Origin of the sequence: Hafnia alvei, from assembly GCF_964063325.1 — a bacterium.
Taxonomy (GTDB): domain Bacteria; phylum Pseudomonadota; class Gammaproteobacteria; order Enterobacterales; family Enterobacteriaceae; genus Hafnia; species Hafnia alvei_B.
In genome coordinates this window covers 4769905-4787632 of record NZ_OZ061315.1, presented here as the reverse complement: position 1 = coordinate 4787632, position 17728 = coordinate 4769905, and the positions used below count along the sequence as shown (strand labels likewise).

General features: G+C 49.0%; 13 protein-coding genes. 8 read left to right on the top strand and 5 right to left on the bottom strand.

The window, feature by feature from the left end; all coding sequences use genetic code 11:
- Positions 1 to 29: 29 nt before the first annotated feature.
- A complete protein-coding gene (gene typA, locus AB3Y96_RS22205) occupies positions 30 to 1853 on the top strand; it encodes a ribosome-dependent GTPase TypA (protein ID WP_025799735.1) in 1824 nt (607 codons plus the stop codon).
- A 67-nt stretch (positions 1854 to 1920) separates the two neighbouring features.
- On the opposite strand, the gene AB3Y96_RS22200 is transcribed toward typA, so the two are convergent.
- Positions 1921 to 3558 (bottom strand): methyl-accepting chemotaxis protein, encoded by a 1638-nt coding sequence (locus tag AB3Y96_RS22200; RefSeq protein ID WP_072309780.1) that lies wholly within the window; start codon positions 3556 to 3558, stop codon positions 1921 to 1923.
- 312 nt (positions 3559 to 3870) lie between these two features.
- Here AB3Y96_RS22200 and yihX point away from each other — a divergent pair, with 312 nt between their 5' ends.
- The 4 genes from yihX to fabY all read left to right on the top strand — a co-directional run bounded on the left by yihX (position 3871) and on the right by fabY (position 7056).
- Positions 3871 to 4458, top strand: a complete 588-nt coding sequence (gene yihX / locus AB3Y96_RS22195) for a glucose-1-phosphatase (protein WP_040044549.1) — start codon at positions 3871 to 3873, stop codon at positions 4456 to 4458.
- 157 nt (positions 4459 to 4615) lie between these two features.
- Positions 4616 to 5521, top strand: coding sequence for a virulence factor BrkB family protein (locus AB3Y96_RS22190; RefSeq protein ID WP_367300230.1), 906 nt, complete (start codon positions 4616 to 4618; stop codon positions 5519 to 5521).
- Positions 5522 to 5959 (top strand): D-aminoacyl-tRNA deacylase, encoded by a 438-nt coding sequence (dtd, locus tag AB3Y96_RS22185; RefSeq protein ID WP_367300229.1) that lies wholly within the window; start codon positions 5522 to 5524, stop codon positions 5957 to 5959.
- A 167-nt stretch (positions 5960 to 6126) separates the two neighbouring features.
- Complete coding sequence (fabY, locus tag AB3Y96_RS22180; protein ID WP_072309782.1) at positions 6127 to 7056, top strand: fatty acid biosynthesis protein FabY; 930 nt, start codon at positions 6127 to 6129, stop codon at positions 7054 to 7056.
- A gap of 260 nt (positions 7057 to 7316) precedes the next feature.
- On the opposite strand, the gene AB3Y96_RS22175 is transcribed toward fabY, so the two are convergent.
- Positions 7317 to 8549 (bottom strand): MFS transporter, encoded by a 1233-nt coding sequence (locus tag AB3Y96_RS22175; protein WP_367300228.1) that lies wholly within the window; start codon positions 8547 to 8549, stop codon positions 7317 to 7319.
- A 273-nt stretch (positions 8550 to 8822) separates the two neighbouring features.
- On the opposite strand from AB3Y96_RS22175, the gene AB3Y96_RS22170 reads away from it, so the two are divergent.
- Positions 8823 to 9818 (top strand): acyltransferase, encoded by a 996-nt coding sequence (locus AB3Y96_RS22170; RefSeq protein WP_072309784.1) that lies wholly within the window; start codon positions 8823 to 8825, stop codon positions 9816 to 9818.
- A 52-nt stretch (positions 9819 to 9870) separates the two neighbouring features.
- On the opposite strand, the gene AB3Y96_RS22165 is transcribed toward AB3Y96_RS22170, so the two are convergent.
- The 3 genes from AB3Y96_RS22165 to xylE all read right to left on the bottom strand — a co-directional run bounded on the left by AB3Y96_RS22165 (position 9871) and on the right by xylE (position 14197).
- Entirely contained in the window at positions 9871 to 10872 is a 1002-nt protein-coding gene (locus tag AB3Y96_RS22165; RefSeq protein ID WP_367300227.1) for a lysozyme inhibitor LprI family protein, read from the bottom strand.
- 546 nt (positions 10873 to 11418) lie between these two features.
- The gene (gene xylR, locus AB3Y96_RS22160) at positions 11419 to 12600 is read right to left on the bottom strand and encodes a D-xylose utilization transcriptional activator XylR (protein WP_072309786.1); all 1182 of its coding nucleotides are present in this window, start codon (positions 12598 to 12600) and stop codon (positions 11419 to 11421) included.
- A 121-nt stretch (positions 12601 to 12721) separates the two neighbouring features.
- A complete protein-coding gene (gene xylE, locus AB3Y96_RS22155) occupies positions 12722 to 14197 on the bottom strand; it encodes a D-xylose transporter XylE (protein WP_072309787.1) in 1476 nt (491 codons plus the stop codon).
- Positions 14198 to 14580: 383 nt separating this feature from the next.
- Between xylE and xylA the strand changes: the two genes are divergently transcribed.
- Both xylA and xylB read left to right on the top strand, forming a co-directional pair.
- On the top strand, positions 14581 to 15900 hold the full coding sequence (xylA, locus tag AB3Y96_RS22150) for a xylose isomerase (protein ID WP_025799713.1): 1320 nt from the start codon (positions 14581 to 14583) through the stop codon (positions 15898 to 15900).
- Between the two features lie 66 nt (positions 15901 to 15966).
- Positions 15967 to 17430 (top strand): xylulokinase, encoded by a 1464-nt coding sequence (gene xylB / locus AB3Y96_RS22145; protein WP_367300226.1) that lies wholly within the window; start codon positions 15967 to 15969, stop codon positions 17428 to 17430.
- Positions 17431 to 17728: the final 298 nt, after the last annotated feature.

Genomic DNA, 17728 nt, shown 5'->3' with positions numbered 1-17728 from the left:
GCGCTATTTCTAATGCCTGAGGCAAAGCTGTGATCGAAAATCTGCGTAACATCGCCATTATTGCGCACGTTGACCATGGGAAAACCACCCTGGTTGACAAGTTGCTACAACAATCCGGCACGTTCGGTGAACGTGAAGAAGCAACTGAACGCGTAATGGACTCCAACGATTTGGAGAAAGAGCGTGGGATTACCATCCTCGCGAAAAACACCGCCATTAATTGGAAAGACTACCGTATCAACATCGTGGATACCCCGGGGCATGCTGACTTCGGTGGCGAAGTTGAACGTGTAATGTCTATGGTTGACTCGGTACTGCTGGTTGTTGACGCAATGGATGGCCCTATGCCGCAGACCCGTTTCGTGACCAAAAAAGCATTTGCTAACGGTCTGAAACCAATTGTGGTTATCAACAAAGTTGACCGTCCGGGCGCACGTCCTGACTGGGTTGTCGATCAGGTATTCGACCTGTTCGTTAACTTGGACGCAACCGACGAGCAGCTGGACTTCCCAATCGTTTACGCATCTGCGTTGAACGGTATTGCGGGTCTGGACCATAACGATATGGCCGACGACATGACTCCGCTGTATCAAGCGATTGTTGACCATGTATCTCCGCCACAAGTTGAAGCTGACGCACCTTTCCAGATGCAAATTTCTCAGCTGGACTACAACAACTACGTTGGCGTTATCGGTATCGGCCGTATCAAACGCGGTAAAATCAAACCTAACCAACAGGTTACTTTGATCGATAGCGAAGGCAAAACTCGTAACGGTAAAGTCGGTAAAGTTCTGACCCACATGGGTCTGGAGCGTATCGAAGCTGACGTTGCTGAAGCTGGCGACATCATCGCAATCACCGGTCTGGGTGAACTGAACATTTCCGACACTATTTGTGAAGTGGGTAATGTTGAAGCTCTGCCTGCTCTGAGCGTTGATGAACCAACTGTAACCATGTACTTCTGCGTAAACACCTCTCCGTTCTGCGGTAAAGAAGGTAAATACGTGACCTCCCGTCAGATCCTGGAGCGTCTGCAGAAAGAACTGGTACACAACGTTGCTCTGCGCGTTGAAGAAACTGAAGATGCTGATGCATTCCGCGTTTCAGGCCGTGGTGAACTTCACCTGTCGGTTCTGATCGAAAACATGCGTCGTGAAGGTTTCGAGCTGGCAGTATCTCGTCCTAAGGTTATCAACCGTAAGATTGATGGCCGTATGCAAGAACCGTTTGAAAACGTAACTCTGGATATCGAAGAGCAGCACCAGGGTTCAGTCATGCAAGCCATGGGTGAACGTAAGGGCGACGTTAAAAACATGGTTCCAGATGGCAAGGGTCGTATCCGTTTGGATTACATCATCCCTGCGCGTGGCCTGATCGGCTTCCGTACTGAATTCATGACTATGACTTCTGGTACTGGTTTGCTGTACTCCACCTTCAGCCATTACGACGATGTACGTCCAGGCGAAATCGGCCAGCGTCAGAACGGCGTGCTGATCTCTAACGGTCAGGGTAAAGCGGTTGCGTTTGCTCTGTTCGGTCTGCAGGATCGCGGTAAGCTGTTCTTGGGTCACGGTGCAGAAGTTTATGAAGGCCAGATCATCGGTATTCATACTCGTTCTAACGACCTGACCGTTAACTGCTTGACCGGTAAGAAACTGACCAACATGCGTGCGTCTGGTACTGATGAAGCAACTACCCTGGTTCCTGCGATTAAAATGTCTCTGGAACAGGCTCTAGAATTCATCGATGACGACGAATTGGTAGAAGTGACTCCGGTTTCTGTACGTATCCGTAAACGTCACCTGACTGAAAACGACCGTCGCCGCGCAGCTCGTGGCCCTAAAGAAGACTAATCTTCTTTAACGATTGTTTAAGTCTGATATTAGGGCACCTTAGGGTGCCCTTTTTTATACCTAAAAATTAGATCCAGTTTTCATCATCTAGCATTTCTGCCGTTTTTACTGCCGTAGAGTTTTTTACCGTTTTTGTGGTTTGGCCATTAATTTGAAAGACGGCGACGGCCTGTGTGAGGCTGCCTGAGAGATCTTCAACGTTTGCGGCTGTGGTTGCGACCTGCTCGACCAAGGCCGCATTTTGTTGAGTGACCTGATCCATTTGGGTGATGGCTACGCGTATTTGTTCTACTCCACGGCTTTGCTCTTCAGAGGCGTAAGAGATGCTGTCCATCATCGTGCTTGCCTTCGAGATGGCGCTGGTCATTTCTGCGATTGTTGACCCCGTTTTATCTGCCAGTTCCGCACCTTCTTGAATTTGGTAGGCAGATTCAGAAATCAGGCTGTTAATTTCTTTTGCTGACTGTGCAGAGCGTTGGGCAAGGTTACGCACTTCGCTGGCGACAACGGCAAATCCACGCCCGGCTTCGCCTGCACGAGCGGCCTCCACGGCGGCATTCAGAGCCAGTATATTAGTTTGGAAAGCAATGCTGTCGATGACGCTAATGATATCGCCCATCTTTTGCGCATTGGTTTTGATGGTGTGCATTTTGGTGGTCATGTTCTTCATCTGCTGCTCGCCTTCATGAGCGATAGAAGCCGATGTTTGGATCATGGAGGAGGCTTGCACGGCGTTATCCGCGTTGAGCTTAACCGTAGACGATATCTGCTCCATGCTGGCGGCCGTTTCTGCTAGCGCGGATGCCTGCTCTTCCGTACGGCTGGAGAGGTCGGTGTTGCCGGCTGCAATTTCTTGAGTGCCAATATTAATCGACTCCACGCCGTCGCGAATGGACTTCACGGTTTCAATCAGTTCATATTGCATCTCTTGCAGTGCGGCGCATAACTTACCGATTTCATTATTGTTTTCGACGTCAATCGGGTGGCGAAGATCGCCTTTACCAATTTGGGCAAAATAGCCGGATACCTTGTTCAATGGCTTCACCAAGATGCGATCCAGCCAGAAGTAAGCAATGATAAATAGCACCACTACGGCAACTAAAATAGCGCACATGATTTGAATGGAGAACGTGTAAGAGGCCGTGCTATCGGCACTCGCCTTGACCAGATTTTCCTGACGCAGGTTCACATAGTTGGCGTACTGGTCATCATATTCTTTCCGCACCTTCACACGAGATTCTTGATAGCTGGTCATGGACTGTTGCAGTTGTTCTGGTGTGGTGAAATTTTCCAGTAAGCCAATATTCGCCAACGCGCTTGAAACCTGATCCGCCTGGGCTTTTTCCATGATCCTACCGATTTCAGGCCGGCTCATCGTTATACCTGGGATCTTCATGAACAAGTCAAAGTTAGTCTGCGAAGCTTGTAATTCTTGGCGTAATGTTTTGACGACCTGCGGCACATTAACCGGCATGTTATTGGTGAGTTGAATAACGGTGCTATCAATAATCGAACGCAGGCGTAAGACGGCATCACGTGAATCGGAGAGTGCTTTTTGTTCGCTTGCGGTGACTTCCAGAAAGCTGACGTCTTTATCGTTTTGATGAAGAAAAAACATTCCGATTCCACTGGATGTAAATTGGAGTAAGGCAAATACGGCCAATAAAATGAGCAGCCCTGTTCTGATTGTTAGATTTTTAAACATAATTTCCGGCCTTATTTTGGGTAATAAATATGCGATGTTTGATTTGCTATCGGCGGAAGTTAGAAAATTCTTATACCCACAGTGAAATAAAGGTTTTGATGCTATTGAAATAGTCATGCGCAGTGAGGAATTGTGATCTATGTCCAATTTTTGCGCGTTTAAGTAGGGAGTTCGGCTATCAGGGTGTTGTAGAAAGCCCCAGAACAGCGGATTTTGGATATTCTGTATTCGTTGCGGCGTTTAGAGACGGTGCCTATTTCAGCGCACGATTTCAGGTTAGAGTAAAAACTCACAAAAAATCAGGAGCGGCACATGTTGTACATCTTTGATTTAGGGAATGTGATTGTAGATATTGATTTTAAGCGCGTGCTCGGTGTTTGGAGCAAATATAGCGGTGTGCCGCTGGCCACGCTGTCCGAACGATTCAAAATGGGCGAGGTTTTCCAGCAACACGAGCGTGGCACCATTACCGATGAAGAGTTTGCGCACAAACTCTGTGCTGAAATGGGGATAGCACTCAGCTTCGAACAGTTTGAGTTAGGCTGGCAGTCGGTATTTGTTGGTCTGCGTCCGGAAGTGATTGAGCTCATGAAAAAACTGCGCAGCTACGGCAATCGCGTGGTTGTGCTATCAAACACCAACCGCCTACACAGCAACTATTGGCCGAAGCATTATCCTGAAGTGGAAGCCGCCAGCGATCATATGTATCTCTCCCAAGATCTCGGTATGCGTAAGCCAGATGCGGAGATTTATCAGCACGTGTTGGCTCAGGAGCATTGTCCAGCCAGCGATGCGGTATTCTTTGATGACAACGCTGAAAACGTTGCGGCCGCAGCGGCGTTGGGGATTAAGTCTATTCTCGTCACGGATAACCAAGTGGTGCCCGCGTATTTTGCCTAGCCTATCTATGGGATAGGTAATAAGGGGGCAGGTAATGGGATAATTTGTTTTATCCTGCGCATTTTTTTGCGCAACCCCAAGAAAACGTTAACATTAAAAGATGTTTAACCGCTCAGGCCGTAATGTCATGGTCTGAGCGTTGTTTTCAGGAGGGGGCATGACCCTTTTTTCTTGGCAGTCAGCGAAGTCCTGCATCTCTTTTGGGCGTCTTTTGTGGGCCAGAGTCAATCACGACCGAGTGAGCATGATGGCGGGCAGTTTAGCCTATGTTTCGCTGCTATCTCTGGTTCCTCTCGTCACCGTGGTCTTCTCGTTGTTTGCCGCTTTCCCCATGTTTGGCGAAGTTTCCGAGCAGCTCAAACACTTTATTTTTACCAATTTTGTTCCCGCTGCTGGCGATGTGGTGCAGTCTTATATCGAACAGTTTGTCGCTAACTCCAGCAAGATGACCGCCGTGGGTGCCGTTGGGCTGATTGTCACGGCCCTGCTGGTCATCTCTTCCGTTGACGGTGCGCTAAACCATATTTGGCGTAGCCGTACTCAGCGCCCAATCGTCTATTCATTTGCGATCTATTGGATGGTATTAACCCTAGGACCCATTTTAGTGGGGGCCAGCATGGCGATTAGCACCTATCTACTTTCCATTCGCTGGCTGGCGATGACCGGTGTGTATTCGCTGGTGGATCAGATGCTGCGCATTTTTCCTTTCCTGCTCTCCTGCGCTAGTTTCTGGCTCATTTACTGCGTCGTGCCCACGCAGCGAGTACCCGCCAGAGATGCGCTGATCGGCGCGGCTGTGGCAGGGCTGTTGTTCGAATTGGGCAAAAAAGGCTTTGGGCTATACGTCACGATGTTTCCATCGTATCAATTGATTTATGGCGTACTGGCCGTGATACCGATACTGTTTGTCTGGGTCTACTGGAGCTGGTGTATTGTGTTATTAGGCGCAGAGATTACCGTCTCGCTAAGTGAATACCGCGCTATGCATCAGCGCGTAAAACGAGAAGAAAACCAGAAAATTCAAGCGACACCGCCAGAAAACGATAAGGAAGAGAAGAACTAAATGATAGCGTTAATTCAGAGAGTAACTCATGCCAGCGTTGTTGTTGAAGGCACCACCGTGGGCGAGATTGGCCCGGGGCTGCTGGTATTACTGGGCGTTGAAAAAGAAGATAACGAACAAAAAGCCCAAAGACTGCGTGACAAAGTATTGGGCTATCGAATTTTCAGCGATGAAAACGACAAGATGAATCTTAACGTTCAGCTGGCCGGTGGCAGCGTACTGGTGGTTTCCCAGTTTACCTTAGCCGCAGACACTCAAAAGGGGATGCGCCCAAGCTTCTCCGGCGGAGCTGCTCCCGATGAAGCCGAACGTCTGTATGAATACTTCGTTGGCCAGTGCCGTGAAACCGGCATCAACACCCAAACCGGGCAGTTTGCGGCTGATATGAAGGTTTCGCTACTCAATGATGGGCCGGTCACCTTCTGGCTCCAGGTTTAGGCTATCTTGCTTGCCATTTTGAGGTTGGGCAGTGCTCAGAATCCTCACGTACTATTGTACGCTCCGGTTCTTGCGCGCTGTCCGCTCTCAAAATGACTGCGCCGATAACGCCTAAACCACGATGATTATCTGTACCTTTGCGATTGTACGATGAGAGAGAGCAAGTTATGTATCACCTGCGAGTTCCGGTTACAGAGCAAGAGCTAAAAGATTATTACCAGTTTCGCTGGGAGATGCTGCGTAAGCCGCTGCATCAGCCTGTGGGATCGGAGCGTGATGCCTATGATGCGATGGCGCATCATCAAATGGTGGTTGATGAATCGGGAAAACCTGTAGCCATCGGGCGTTTATATATCAATGCCGATAATGAAGCCTCTATCCGCTTTCTAGCGGTTGATCCAACCGTACAGGCCAAAGGGTTAGGAACGCTGGTGGCGATGACGCTGGAGTCTGTAGCGCGTCAGGAAGGGGTTAAACGCGTGGTGTGTAGCGCACGCGAAGATGCGGTAGAGTTTTTTGCCAAGCTGGGTTTTGAAAATCAGGGCGAAATTACCGCACCGCAAACCACGCCGGTACGCCATTTTCTGATGATTAAACCGGTAGCAACGCTTGATGATATTTTGCATCGCCCTGATTGGTGCGCTCAGTTGCAAAAAGCATGGTACGAAAACATCCCGTTAAGTGAAAAAATGGGTGTGCGAATCAGCCAATATACTGGTCAGCGTTTTGTGACCACCATGCCGGAGTCAGGCAATCAAAACCCACATCAAACGCTGTTTGCAGGTAGCCTGTTTTCGCTGGCGACGTTAACGGGCTGGGGGCTGATTTGGCTGCTGCTGCGTGAACAACATTTAGGCGGAACCATTATTCTGGCCGATGCACATATACGCTATAGCGCACCGATTACCGGTCGACCACGCGCGGTTGCGGATCTCAGCTCCGTCAGCGGCGATCTGGACAGGCTTGCTCGCGGGCGCAAAGCTCGCGTTCAGCTTTCGGTAAATCTGTATGGTGATGAGCATCCAGGCGCGGTGTTTGAAGGGACGTATATGGTACTGCCTGCGACCGAAGATGATGATGAGGGCAGTATTCAGTGAGGCTGGGTGAATAGTAGCCCCACCTTGGGCAGTAATGCCGTTCGTTTAAGAGATCGAGATACACGGGTCTACCACACCGCGGGGCGGTTACGGAACACATCCATGTGTTCCTCCCTAAAGGGCAACGCTTCCGCGTTGTTCAACTTTGCTCCAGGCAAAGTTGTCGGCGGCTTACGCCGCTACGACCCCATCGGTGTGCTCCCCCTAAAATCGAGCTTAAGTGAACGACATTACACTTCGGGTAGGAGTTGTCGCAGAGCTTATGCCGCCTGCGGCATCCCGACCTGCTTATTACGCAAGAACAGCGCCACAAGCGTCAGCCAAATAATACCGCTCATCAGGTTAAATAGGCTGAACCAGCTATTACCGCCGAGCAAATAGGCGTGTTTGGTTAACTCAATACCGACGGTAAAAATCAGCATACTGAGCATGCCCATTGCCGCCGACACTGTGCCTTTGCTCATATCGCTGGAAAATAGCGTTAAACGATATAATCCTGCGTTAGCGATCCCGATCCCGAAGGCGTAGATACTCAGTCCCGCCGTCATCCACAGATAGGCATGAGAAGCGTGCACCGTCGCAACCGCCGCGATTGCCAGTCCCAGCATCATTGGCCATGCGCCAAGTTTAATCAGGGAGCGAACGCTGCGAGTACTGGTCAGTTTCGCCAGCGTAAAGTTGCCTAGAATCAGAGCGCCGAACACCGGAACCTGTAGAAGCCCGTAATCATAGCTGCTTAAACCTTCGCCGCTAATTATGATGACCGGAGACTGCGCGATCCAAGCGAGAAGCGGCAAACTGGCGAAACCGGTCGCGAGCGCACCGCACAGAAAATGGCGGTTTGACAGCACCTGTTTATAGTCCTGCCCCAGCGCTTTCAGCGACAGCTTTTCACCGCGACGCGTCGCGGTTTCAGGCATAGCACGCCACAGCCCATAGAATGAGAACGCGGCGAGTGCGGCAAACATCACAAACATCATTTGCCATGGCAAAATATGCACCCAAGCGGCACCAGCCAAAGGCCCTAGTAACGGAGCAATCAGGGCCACGTTTGCCATCAGCGCGGTGATTTTTATGCACACCGACTCTTCAAAGGACTCTTGAATGGCGGCATAGCCCACTGCCCCAATAAAGCACAGGCTCACACCCTGCAAGAAGCGCAGCAGCGTAAATTGCTCGATTGTCTGTGCCAGCAAAATGGCTAAACACATCACGACAAAATAGGCCACGCCAGCCAACATAACGGGACGACGCCCAATGCGGTCCGACAATGGTCCAAGCAGCCATTGCAGGAACATGCCACCGGCCAGATAAGCGGTCATTGACGTTGGTACCCATTCTTGGCCAACGTTAAATTCTTGCACCACGGTCAACATACCGGGCTGGATCATGTCGTTGCCGATATAGGTGGTGAATTCATACAGAACCAGACAAAGCGGAAACAGCAGCGCCTGTCGGCCCAATCGCCCTGCGGCGGAGAGAGACTTTTGCATATTTATTAGTTATTTGTTTATTCAGAAAAGAGAAAAAAAACCGGCGATGTGTCGGTGAACAGATTATGTTGTTACGAACAACGTAAGGCTGAGTGGCTATTTTGCCGTCAATTATCACGCTTGGCAATCAGTGATGTGTAACTCAAAAATATAAATCACGATTAGCTTAGGCATTCTTCTGATTGCTGACGGAGGGGTCGGAAGGTTAACCTGTTTTTAACAAAAACACCGTCGGTGTTATACGGAATTCAGGTAAGGGCTTGGCGCAAAAACATGAGTCAGAAAATCATTTGGATCGATAACTTACGCGCCACGGCTTGCCTCATGGTGGTGATGATCCATTCAACAACTTACTATGTCACCAGCGGGTTTAGTATTGGCCAAATAAATTGGGATGTGGCAAACCTCCTTAATTCGGCATCTCGGGTGTGTGTGCCCTTATTTTTCATGATTTCTGGCTATCTATTTTTTGGCGAGAAGTCGGCTCAAGGGCGACATGTGCTGCATGTTTTGCGCTGCTTGCTGTTTTATAGCGCGCTAGGGCTGTTGTATATCAGTACGCTGACACATATTAATCCGTGGCTTTCTATTCGATATTTCCTCGTGAAGCCGGTGTTTTATCACCTATGGTTTTTCTATGCGATATTGGCTCTGTATATCATTTCCCCATTGATTAGTGTGCGTGCGGTGAGTGCGCGATATTTGGCGATAGTGGTTGCCGTACTGGCGGTTATCGCCAACCCTAATTTGCCGCAATACAGCTATCAAGGGATTAAGCTTTTCCCTATTAATCTGCATATCTCTGGCGATATGTTTTACTACCTGCTTTATGCGTTGATGGGGCGATCTCTGGGGATGTTACACACCGAGCAGCGGCGTGTATCTTGGAGCGCTGCGCTAGCTTTTATCGGCTGCGTAGCCGCGATTGCATTTTCTACCTACCGCCAAACACAGCACAACGGTGGATTTGCTGATACTTACTACATGTACTGTGGACCGCTGGTGTTTATTGCTAGCTGCGCTATTTTTCTCTTCTTTAAGAATAACTTTAATCATTCTCAATCTCGGTGGATGGCGTTTATTTCACGTCATTCGTTGGCGATTTATGGCTTTCACGCATTTTTTATCCACTTCATTCGCACCCATCATCTAGATGCACGCAGCTGGCCGCTGGTGGATATTTTCATGGTGTTTTTATTCGCGCTGGCGGGAAGTTTGTTGTGCAGTTGGGTTGTGGGGAAAATTGATAGAAAGGGCTGGGTTTCGTAGTATTTATACCCCATTCTCACGGTGGCAAGAATGGGGGGGGAGAGGGTATCGGCTATTTCTCTAAAAAATGAAGTTTCCACGACGCCAAGGTTCTCGGCATCATTTTTTCATCCTGATTTTTTGAGCTGTAATAGCGCATGGCAAGCTGACCATTTTTATCAGGCACAATCAGGCCAGCCCACATATCGCCTTCTGGCGTATACATAATAATAGCGGCTTGATTATTTGATGCGCCACGTACCCACATTGAAATGACTCTAGCGCCAATATTGTCGAGATCTTCGCTATAGACGTAGACGTTTGCGGTATCGACAAAGCGCTGATAATCGTCTCCCACGAGTTCACGAAATTGCCGATCGCGAGCGGCTTCCGTAATAATCCCAATGGATAATAGCGAAGGCTTTGGGCGAGGATCTTGGGTGGCTTTTGTATATTTTCCATCAATGAATACGCCGTCGGGCATAGACATTCTGCATCCCCAGTCGGCGTTGCTATGGATTTGCAGCGAGCCATCCTTTTTAGGGATGAGCAGTAGTTTACAATTGCTGGTATCAGCCACCCGATCAACGATACCGATGCCGTAGAGCTTACGGGCTTCAGCGGTGTATTCATCACCGTTCATCCCAGCCCAAGCATGGATATCAATGTTAAAGCCCCATTCGTTATTGCGGCTGAACTGAACGGTGCCGCCGCTCATATTGCCTGCGCTGAGATTCCACCACTGGCCATCCCACTGGAAGTTAGTATCGGCATCAGAAAGGGTGCTTATCCCTTCATAATAAGCGCGCTCGATGCAATTATCGCTGGTACATTTTTCGAGCGATTTTTCCCAGTTTTCGTACTGGCTATGCACTTTCAGTGAATCTTCTTTAACCAACATGGCACGATAAATAATGGTCATCGTGGTGTCTAGCCAATGCAGGCCATCATTACTACAAATGGTATTTTCCAACGGCGTGGTAGCACGCTGGCAGTTGACCGCCATCGCTTGGCTACTGGTCAAGCCAACAAGCAAAACCCAGCAAAACTTAATTAATGTGTTTCTAACACACATATTAAAACCTAATAAGAGTAAATCGGATTAATCCTCGCAAGTATATTTGCCAAAACATTAACCAACAAATTATTTATCATTTTTATGTTTATTTTTTGCGCTTAAGATTTTTCTAAGTCATGTCGCTTTTCATAAATGTTCTTTCTTTTATTGCTTGAGGATGTCATGAGAATAGAAAGTAATAATTTTGCTTACTTATCTACTGAACTTATATCTCAGAATCAAAACGAAATGACACGGAAGCCGCTCGGGATCCAGCGAGCAAGCGGACATGAATGTCCACAAACTGGGGTATGGCGGATGATGAACTCATCTTCACATCCTGTTCTAAATATCCGAAAAGGCACAATTATGCCTTACTACCAAGGATCACCCGTTAATTGGCAGCTAGCTGATTACATATTGAGTGACGAGATCGACAGATAGCGTATTCCCGCCGCTTTGACATTGGTTCCAATCAATATGAATGGAGGCAAAAAGCGGCGTTTTTAGTGAAAGCTGGCTAAGATTTTTCTTATCAACTTATTGTTTTATGCGAAATATTTTTTATCCAATATTGTCACCAAAGCGATCGCGATAATCCTTTGGCGTCATGCTGTATCCCTTCTTAAATACCGAATAGAAATATTGTAGCGATGGATAACCACACATTTGAGAGATTTCATTGATCGATAGCGATGTGGCAATTAAGAGATTACGTGCGCGATCCAATTTCTCTTCATGGATCACGGCATGAATCGTTTGCCCGGTTTCATCTTTAAAACGCTTCTCTAGGTTTGAACGGGACATTCCCACGGCATCCAAAACCTGTTCAACCTTGATCCCTTCGCAGGCATGGTGACGAATAAAATGCATGGCTTGAATCACGGACGGATCGCTTAGCGAGCGAAAATCTGTCGATCTTCGCTCAACCACTTTTATTGGCGGAACTAAAACACGTTGAGGAACCGACGGCTTTCCGCTTGATAGCAGCTGATGCAGCATTTTAGCTGCACGATAACCCATCTGGCGTGTGCCTTGTGCGACCGACGAAAGCGCCACGCGTGACAGATATCGCGTGAGTTCTTCATTATCGATGCCGATGACGCTGATTTTTTCAGGTACGGCAATATCAAGATGCTCGCATACCTGTAATAGATGGCGAGCACGCGCATCGGTAACGGCAATAATGCCGGTTTGCGGCGGCAGCGTCTGTACCCAGTCAGCCAGTCGGTTCTGTGCGTATTGCCAGTTATCCGGCGTTGTTTCCATCCCTTGATAAACCACGCCTTGGTACTGTTCTTTAGCGACCAACTGACGGAAAAAATACTCTCGCTCCTGCGCCCATCGTTTATCGCTGCTGGTTGGCAGGCCATAAAAAGCGAAGCGGTTGATGCCTTTTTCTTTGAGATGCAAAAATGCGCTTTCAACCAGCGCGTGATTATCGGTGGCGATGTAAGAAACAGGTGGATAGTCCTCTTCGCGATGATAGGAGCCACCAACGCCGACAATCGGCACTTCGAGATTGCTTAACAGCGTTTCAATTTCACGATCGTCAAAATCGGCAATCACGCCATCGCCCAGCCAATCTCTGATATTGTCGATGCGGCAACGAAAGTCCTCTTCGATAAAAATATCCCAATCACACTGAGAAGCCTGTAAATACTCACCGACACCTTCCACCACCTGACGGTCATACGCCTTGTTGGCATTGAATAACAATGTAATGCGATAGCGTTTGGCAAACATACTGACTCCGTTAAACGATGATGGGTAAGGCGCAAACAGGGAAGCAAAATCGGGTACGAAGGGGATAACGCATTATTTCACAACACTCATCCGACTTTACGCCGGATGAGTATGAAGGATTTTAGATTTTAATGTCTTGATCCTGTGAGCGAGGACGGTGGGTCCAGAGAGATTCAAGTTCTTCGAGTGATTTCCCTTTGGTTTCTGGAACATATTTCCACATAAACAATGCGGCGAGAATGCCCATGACGCCGTAAATCCAGTAGGAGAATCCGTTATGGAAATGCGCCACCAGATAGGAGTTTTTATCCATCATTGGGAACGTCCAAGAGACAAAATAGTTCGCTATCCACTGAGCAGCCACGGCGACAGCTAAGGCTTTGCTACGGATTGCATTAGGGAATATTTCCGCAAGCAGTACCCAACAAACCGGTCCCCACGACATGGCAAAAGCCGCCACGTAAAATAGCATTGACGCGAGCGCCACCACGCCAGAAAGCTGGGCATAGAAAGCGGTGCCTAAGCCAAACATCCCAAGCGACATGCCTAATGCGCCGATGATCTGCAAAGGTTTACGGCCAAATTTATCGACCGTCATAATGGCCACTACGGTAAAGGTTAGATTGATAACCCCAACGATGATGGTTTGTAGCAGGGCGATATCCGTGCTGGCACCTAAGGTCTTAAACACTTCTGGTGCGTAATACAGCACTACGTTGATCCCGACGAACTGCTGGAATACCGAAAGCATGACGCCGATAACGATGACTCCCGCCCCAAACATCAGCAAGCGCGCATTCGCATGCTCGGGATTATTGAGTGAGCGGGTGATCTCTTTCAGCGCGGGTTCGGCCTGCAATTTTCCCATGATGCGAGTCAGAATATCGCCAGCCCGTTTGGTTTCACCACGAGCAATGAGCCAACGAGGGCTTTCTGGCACGGAAAACAGCAAACCAAAGAATAAAATCGCTGGAATAGCCTCTGATGCAAACATATAACGCCAACCGATGCTATTTAGCCATAGCGCATCGCCAGAGCGTGCAATAAAATAGTTAACGCAATAAACCATCAGCTGACCAAAAATAATAGCAAATTGGTTAAATGAAACTAATTTACCTCTTATTTCTGCCGGTGCAATTTCCGCAATATACATAGGGGAAAGCATTGAGGCTAATCCTACGCCGACGCCACCGATGATTCTATAAATAACAAACTCTGGAATATATCCTGACAAGTAAACAGGTATTCCGCCATCTGGATTAATGGTGCTTAACCCTAATTCTGGCCATCCTGAACCGATAGCGGAAATAAGGAAAAGCAGCGCTGAGATCATTAATGAGTTTCGACGACCAAAGCGATTGCTAAGATAGCCCCCCATTGCTCCACCGATAATACACCCAATCAGCGCACTGGCTACGCAGAAGCCCAGTAGTGAGTTAGCCGCGGCTTCGCTGAGGCCTTGTGGTTGTACAAATACTTGATTTATCGAATCAACCGTACCTGATATGACCGCCGTATCATAGCCAAAAAGGAGCCCTCCCAGTGTGGCAACCAGCGTGATTCTAAAGATATAAGATGAGTTATAGTGCTGTTTCATAGTAATTGCCCTGCCTTACTTTTTAGACATGCAACATCTGATTTATAATAAAAAAGCTCTTTTTTATTTCTATCCGTAGAGTAATACTGAACTTCTAATAAAAATCAGATAAGAGGTTAAACCGGAAGATAAAACGGAGTTAATCCTCTAGCGGCAATCGTTTTAAAACAATTGCCATATTTTACTTCTGAGTTATGAATTGTGTTTTTTATGACAAACATCATACTTCGCTACTTTCAATGTTATTTTTTGAGACTTTGGGATATAGAGCACAATTAATAATTCTCTTAACAACGGAGTGAAATTTCGTAATTGATATGGCGGTGTGAGACTTCCAAGATGGTGATGTCAACGCACATTGAACCTACTTAGAGGGTATCGCCATGCAATCATATTTTGATCAACTAGAACGTGTTCGTTTTGAAGGAACTCATAGTACTAATCCTTTAGCTTTCCGCCATTACAATCCAGACGAAATTGTTCTTGGTAAACGCATGGAAGAACACCTGCGCTTTGCGGCGTGCTACTGGCATACCTTCTGCTGGAATGGTGCTGATATGTTTGGCATCGGTTCATTTGACCGTCCTTGGCAGCAGCCCGGCGAAGCGCTGGAACAAGCTAAACGCAAAGCCGATGTTGCCTTTGAATTCTTCCACAAGCTGAATGTGCCGTATTACTGTTTCCATGATATCGACGTATCGCCAGAAGGCGCTTCGCTTAAAGAATACGTCAATAACTTTGCGGTGATGACCGACGTGCTGGCTGAGAAGCAAGAAAGCAGCGGTGTGAAACTGTTGTGGGGCACGGCGAACTGCTTCACCAATCCGCGCTACGGCGCAGGTGCGGCTACTAACCCAAATCCAGACGTTTTTGCCTGGGCTGCCACACAGGTTTGCCAAGCGATGCAGGCGACCAAAAAACTGGGTGGCGAAAACTACGTGCTGTGGGGCGGACGTGAAGGTTATGAAACCCTGTTAAACACCGATTTACGCCAAGAGCGCGAACAGTTAGGGCGTTTCATGCAGATGGTGGTCGATCACAAACACAAAATTGGTTTCCAAGGCACGCTGCTGATCGAGCCAAAACCACAAGAGCCAACCAAGCATCAATATGACTATGATGTTGCGACGGTTTATGGATTCTTAAAACAGTTCGGTTTAGAAAAAGAGATCAAGGTCAATATCGAGGCCAACCACGCCACGCTGGCAGGTCATACTTTCCACCATGAGATCGCCAGCGCGATTGCTCTGGGTATTTTTGGGTCGGTGGATGCCAACCGAGGCGATGCACAGCTCGGCTGGGATACCGATCAGTTCCCGAACAGCGTAGAAGAAAATGCGCTGATCATGTTTGAAATCCTCAAAGCAGGCGGTTTCACCACCGGTGGTCTGAACTACGACGCTAAAGTTCGTCGCCAAAGTACGGATAAATATGATCTGTTCTACGGTCATATTGGCGCTATGGATACGATGGCGCTGTCGCTGAAAATTGCGGCCAAAATGATTGAAGACGGTGAACTCGATCGTCGCGTTGCGAAACGTTATTCCGGCTGGAACGGCGAATTTGGTCAGCAAATCCTGCAGGGCAAACTCTCTCTGGATGGTATTGCGCAATATGCACAGCAAAACCAGCTTGCGCCGCAGCACCAGAGCGGGCATCAAGAGCTGCTGGAAAACGTGGTTAATCGTTATATTTTTGGTTGATACTTTCCCCTGCTAACCTCCCCCACTTAATCGGGGGAGGAACCGTTCGAGAACAGGAGCTACGCCATGTATCTGGGTATTGATTTAGGGACCTCCGGCGTAAAAGCCATTTTGCTCAGCGAAGAGGGCAAGGTGATAGCCAGCCATGGCGAGCCGTTACAGGTCAATCGTCCGCATCCATTATGGTCTGAGCAAGATCCCGCATCATGGTGGCGTGCCACGGATGCGGCGGTGCTGGCGCTTGGCAAACAACATTTACTGAGCAACGTGCGAGCGGTAGGGCTGACAGGCCAGATGCATGGGGCTACGCTGCTCGACAAACAGCAAAATATTCTGCGGCCGGCAATTCTTTGGAACGATGGGCGCAGCGCGCAAGAGTGTGGAGAATTAGAGGCGCGCGTGCCCAATTCTCGCCAGATTACCGGCAATTTGATGATGCCGGGCTTTACCGCGCCGAAGCTCAAATGGGTGGCAAAGCATGAGCCCGACGTGTTTGCTCAAATAGATAAAGTGCTGTTACCCAAGGATTACCTGCGCTGGAAGATGAGCGGTGTTTTTGCCAGCGATATGTCCGATGCGGCAGGCACGATGTGGCTAGATGTGGGCCAGCGCGATTGGAGTGATGAGCTGCTGGCAGCAACGGGGCTTAATCGCAGCCATATGCCTGCGTTGTTTGAAGGCTCGCAGATTACGGGCGAATTACTGGCATCCATTGCGCAGCGTTGGCATATGCCGGTTGTGCCTGTGGTGGCTGGCGGTGGCGATAACGCCGCGGGTGCCGTGGGCGTGGGTTTATATCGTTCAGGTCAGGCGATGCTTTCGCTTGGAACCTCCGGCGTCTATTTTGCCGTCAGTGATGGTTTCTTAAGTAATCCAGAAAGCGCGGTACATAGTTTCTGCCACGCCTTGCCGAATACGTGGCACCTGATGTCCGTAATGCTCAGCGCGGCATCGTGTTTGGATTGGGTTGCGAAACTCACGGGGCTTAGCAGCGTGTCTGAGCTGCTAAAAGAGGTGGAAAGCAGCGCTCCGGCTGAGGCCCCGCTGTGGTTTTTACCTTATCTCTCCGGTGAACGCACGCCGCATAATAACCCAGAGGCCAAGGGCGCATTCTGGGGACTGACCCATGAGCATCAGCGTGCCGATTTATGCCGAGCTGTGTTAGAAGGCGTGGGTTTTGCGCTGGCGGATGGGATGGATGTGCTACATGCCACAGGTCTGAGGCCACAGCGCATTACGCTGATTGGCGGCGGCGCACGCAGCGCATATTGGCGTCAGATGCTGGCTGATATCAGCGGACAAACGCTCGAATACCGAACCGGCGGCGACGTTGGCCCCGCGCTAGGTGCCGCACGTTTAGCTCAGATCGCACTGCATCCAAATACGCCGCTCGCCGAACTGTTACCAGAACTTCCGCTGGAGCAGGTGCATAAACCCGATGCGGCACGGCATGAGAGTTATCAAGAAAGACGACGTATTTTCAGGGAGTTGTATCGGGCGTTGGAGGTATTTACGTTACCTAAAATCTAGGGCGAATATTTGCAGAGTGCGAAGCGTGATTTCGTCCGCCGGTCAGGTTTGGTATTTATATGCAAATATCATTGTTGGCGACCTCTCGACTCTCGCGCTTTTGTCCTGTGTTGTTAGGCCGACCGGTCTCGGAGCGTGCATCTCTGCACGCCCTCAACCTGGCGCCATCTTCCTGATGGCGGCTCTATACTGAATTAAACTTGAAGTCTTGGCAGGTTGAGCCACGCAGACAGGACGTCTGCGTGGAGTTTGGGGCGGCCTGGATGGCCGATACCAAACCGGAGCGAAGATGGCGTCG

Bases quoted from the DNA above. Each gene is read 5' to 3' on its own strand.
- AB3Y96_RS22200 (WP_072309780.1), bottom strand. From the start codon at position 3,558: ATGTTTAAAAATCTAACAATCAGAACAGGGCTGCTCATTTTATTGGCC.
- yihX (WP_040044549.1), top strand. From the start codon at position 3,871: ATGTTGTACATCTTTGATTTAGGGAATGTGATTGTAGATATTGATTTT.
- AB3Y96_RS22190 (WP_367300230.1), top strand. From the start codon at position 4,616: ATGACCCTTTTTTCTTGGCAGTCAGCGAAGTCCTGCATCTCTTTTGGG.
- dtd (WP_367300229.1), top strand. From the start codon at position 5,522: ATGATAGCGTTAATTCAGAGAGTAACTCATGCCAGCGTTGTTGTTGAA.
- fabY (WP_072309782.1), top strand. From the start codon at position 6,127: ATGTATCACCTGCGAGTTCCGGTTACAGAGCAAGAGCTAAAAGATTAT.
- AB3Y96_RS22175 (WP_367300228.1), bottom strand. From the start codon at position 8,549: ATGCAAAAGTCTCTCTCCGCCGCAGGGCGATTGGGCCGACAGGCGCTG.
- AB3Y96_RS22170 (WP_072309784.1), top strand. From the start codon at position 8,823: ATGAGTCAGAAAATCATTTGGATCGATAACTTACGCGCCACGGCTTGC.
- AB3Y96_RS22165 (WP_367300227.1), bottom strand. From the start codon at position 10,872: ATGTGTGTTAGAAACACATTAATTAAGTTTTGCTGGGTTTTGCTTGTT.
- xylR (WP_072309786.1), bottom strand. From the start codon at position 12,600: ATGTTTGCCAAACGCTATCGCATTACATTGTTATTCAATGCCAACAAG.
- xylE (WP_072309787.1), bottom strand. From the start codon at position 14,197: ATGAAACAGCACTATAACTCATCTTATATCTTTAGAATCACGCTGGTT.
- xylA (WP_025799713.1), top strand. From the start codon at position 14,581: ATGCAATCATATTTTGATCAACTAGAACGTGTTCGTTTTGAAGGAACT.
- xylB (WP_367300226.1), top strand. From the start codon at position 15,967: ATGTATCTGGGTATTGATTTAGGGACCTCCGGCGTAAAAGCCATTTTG.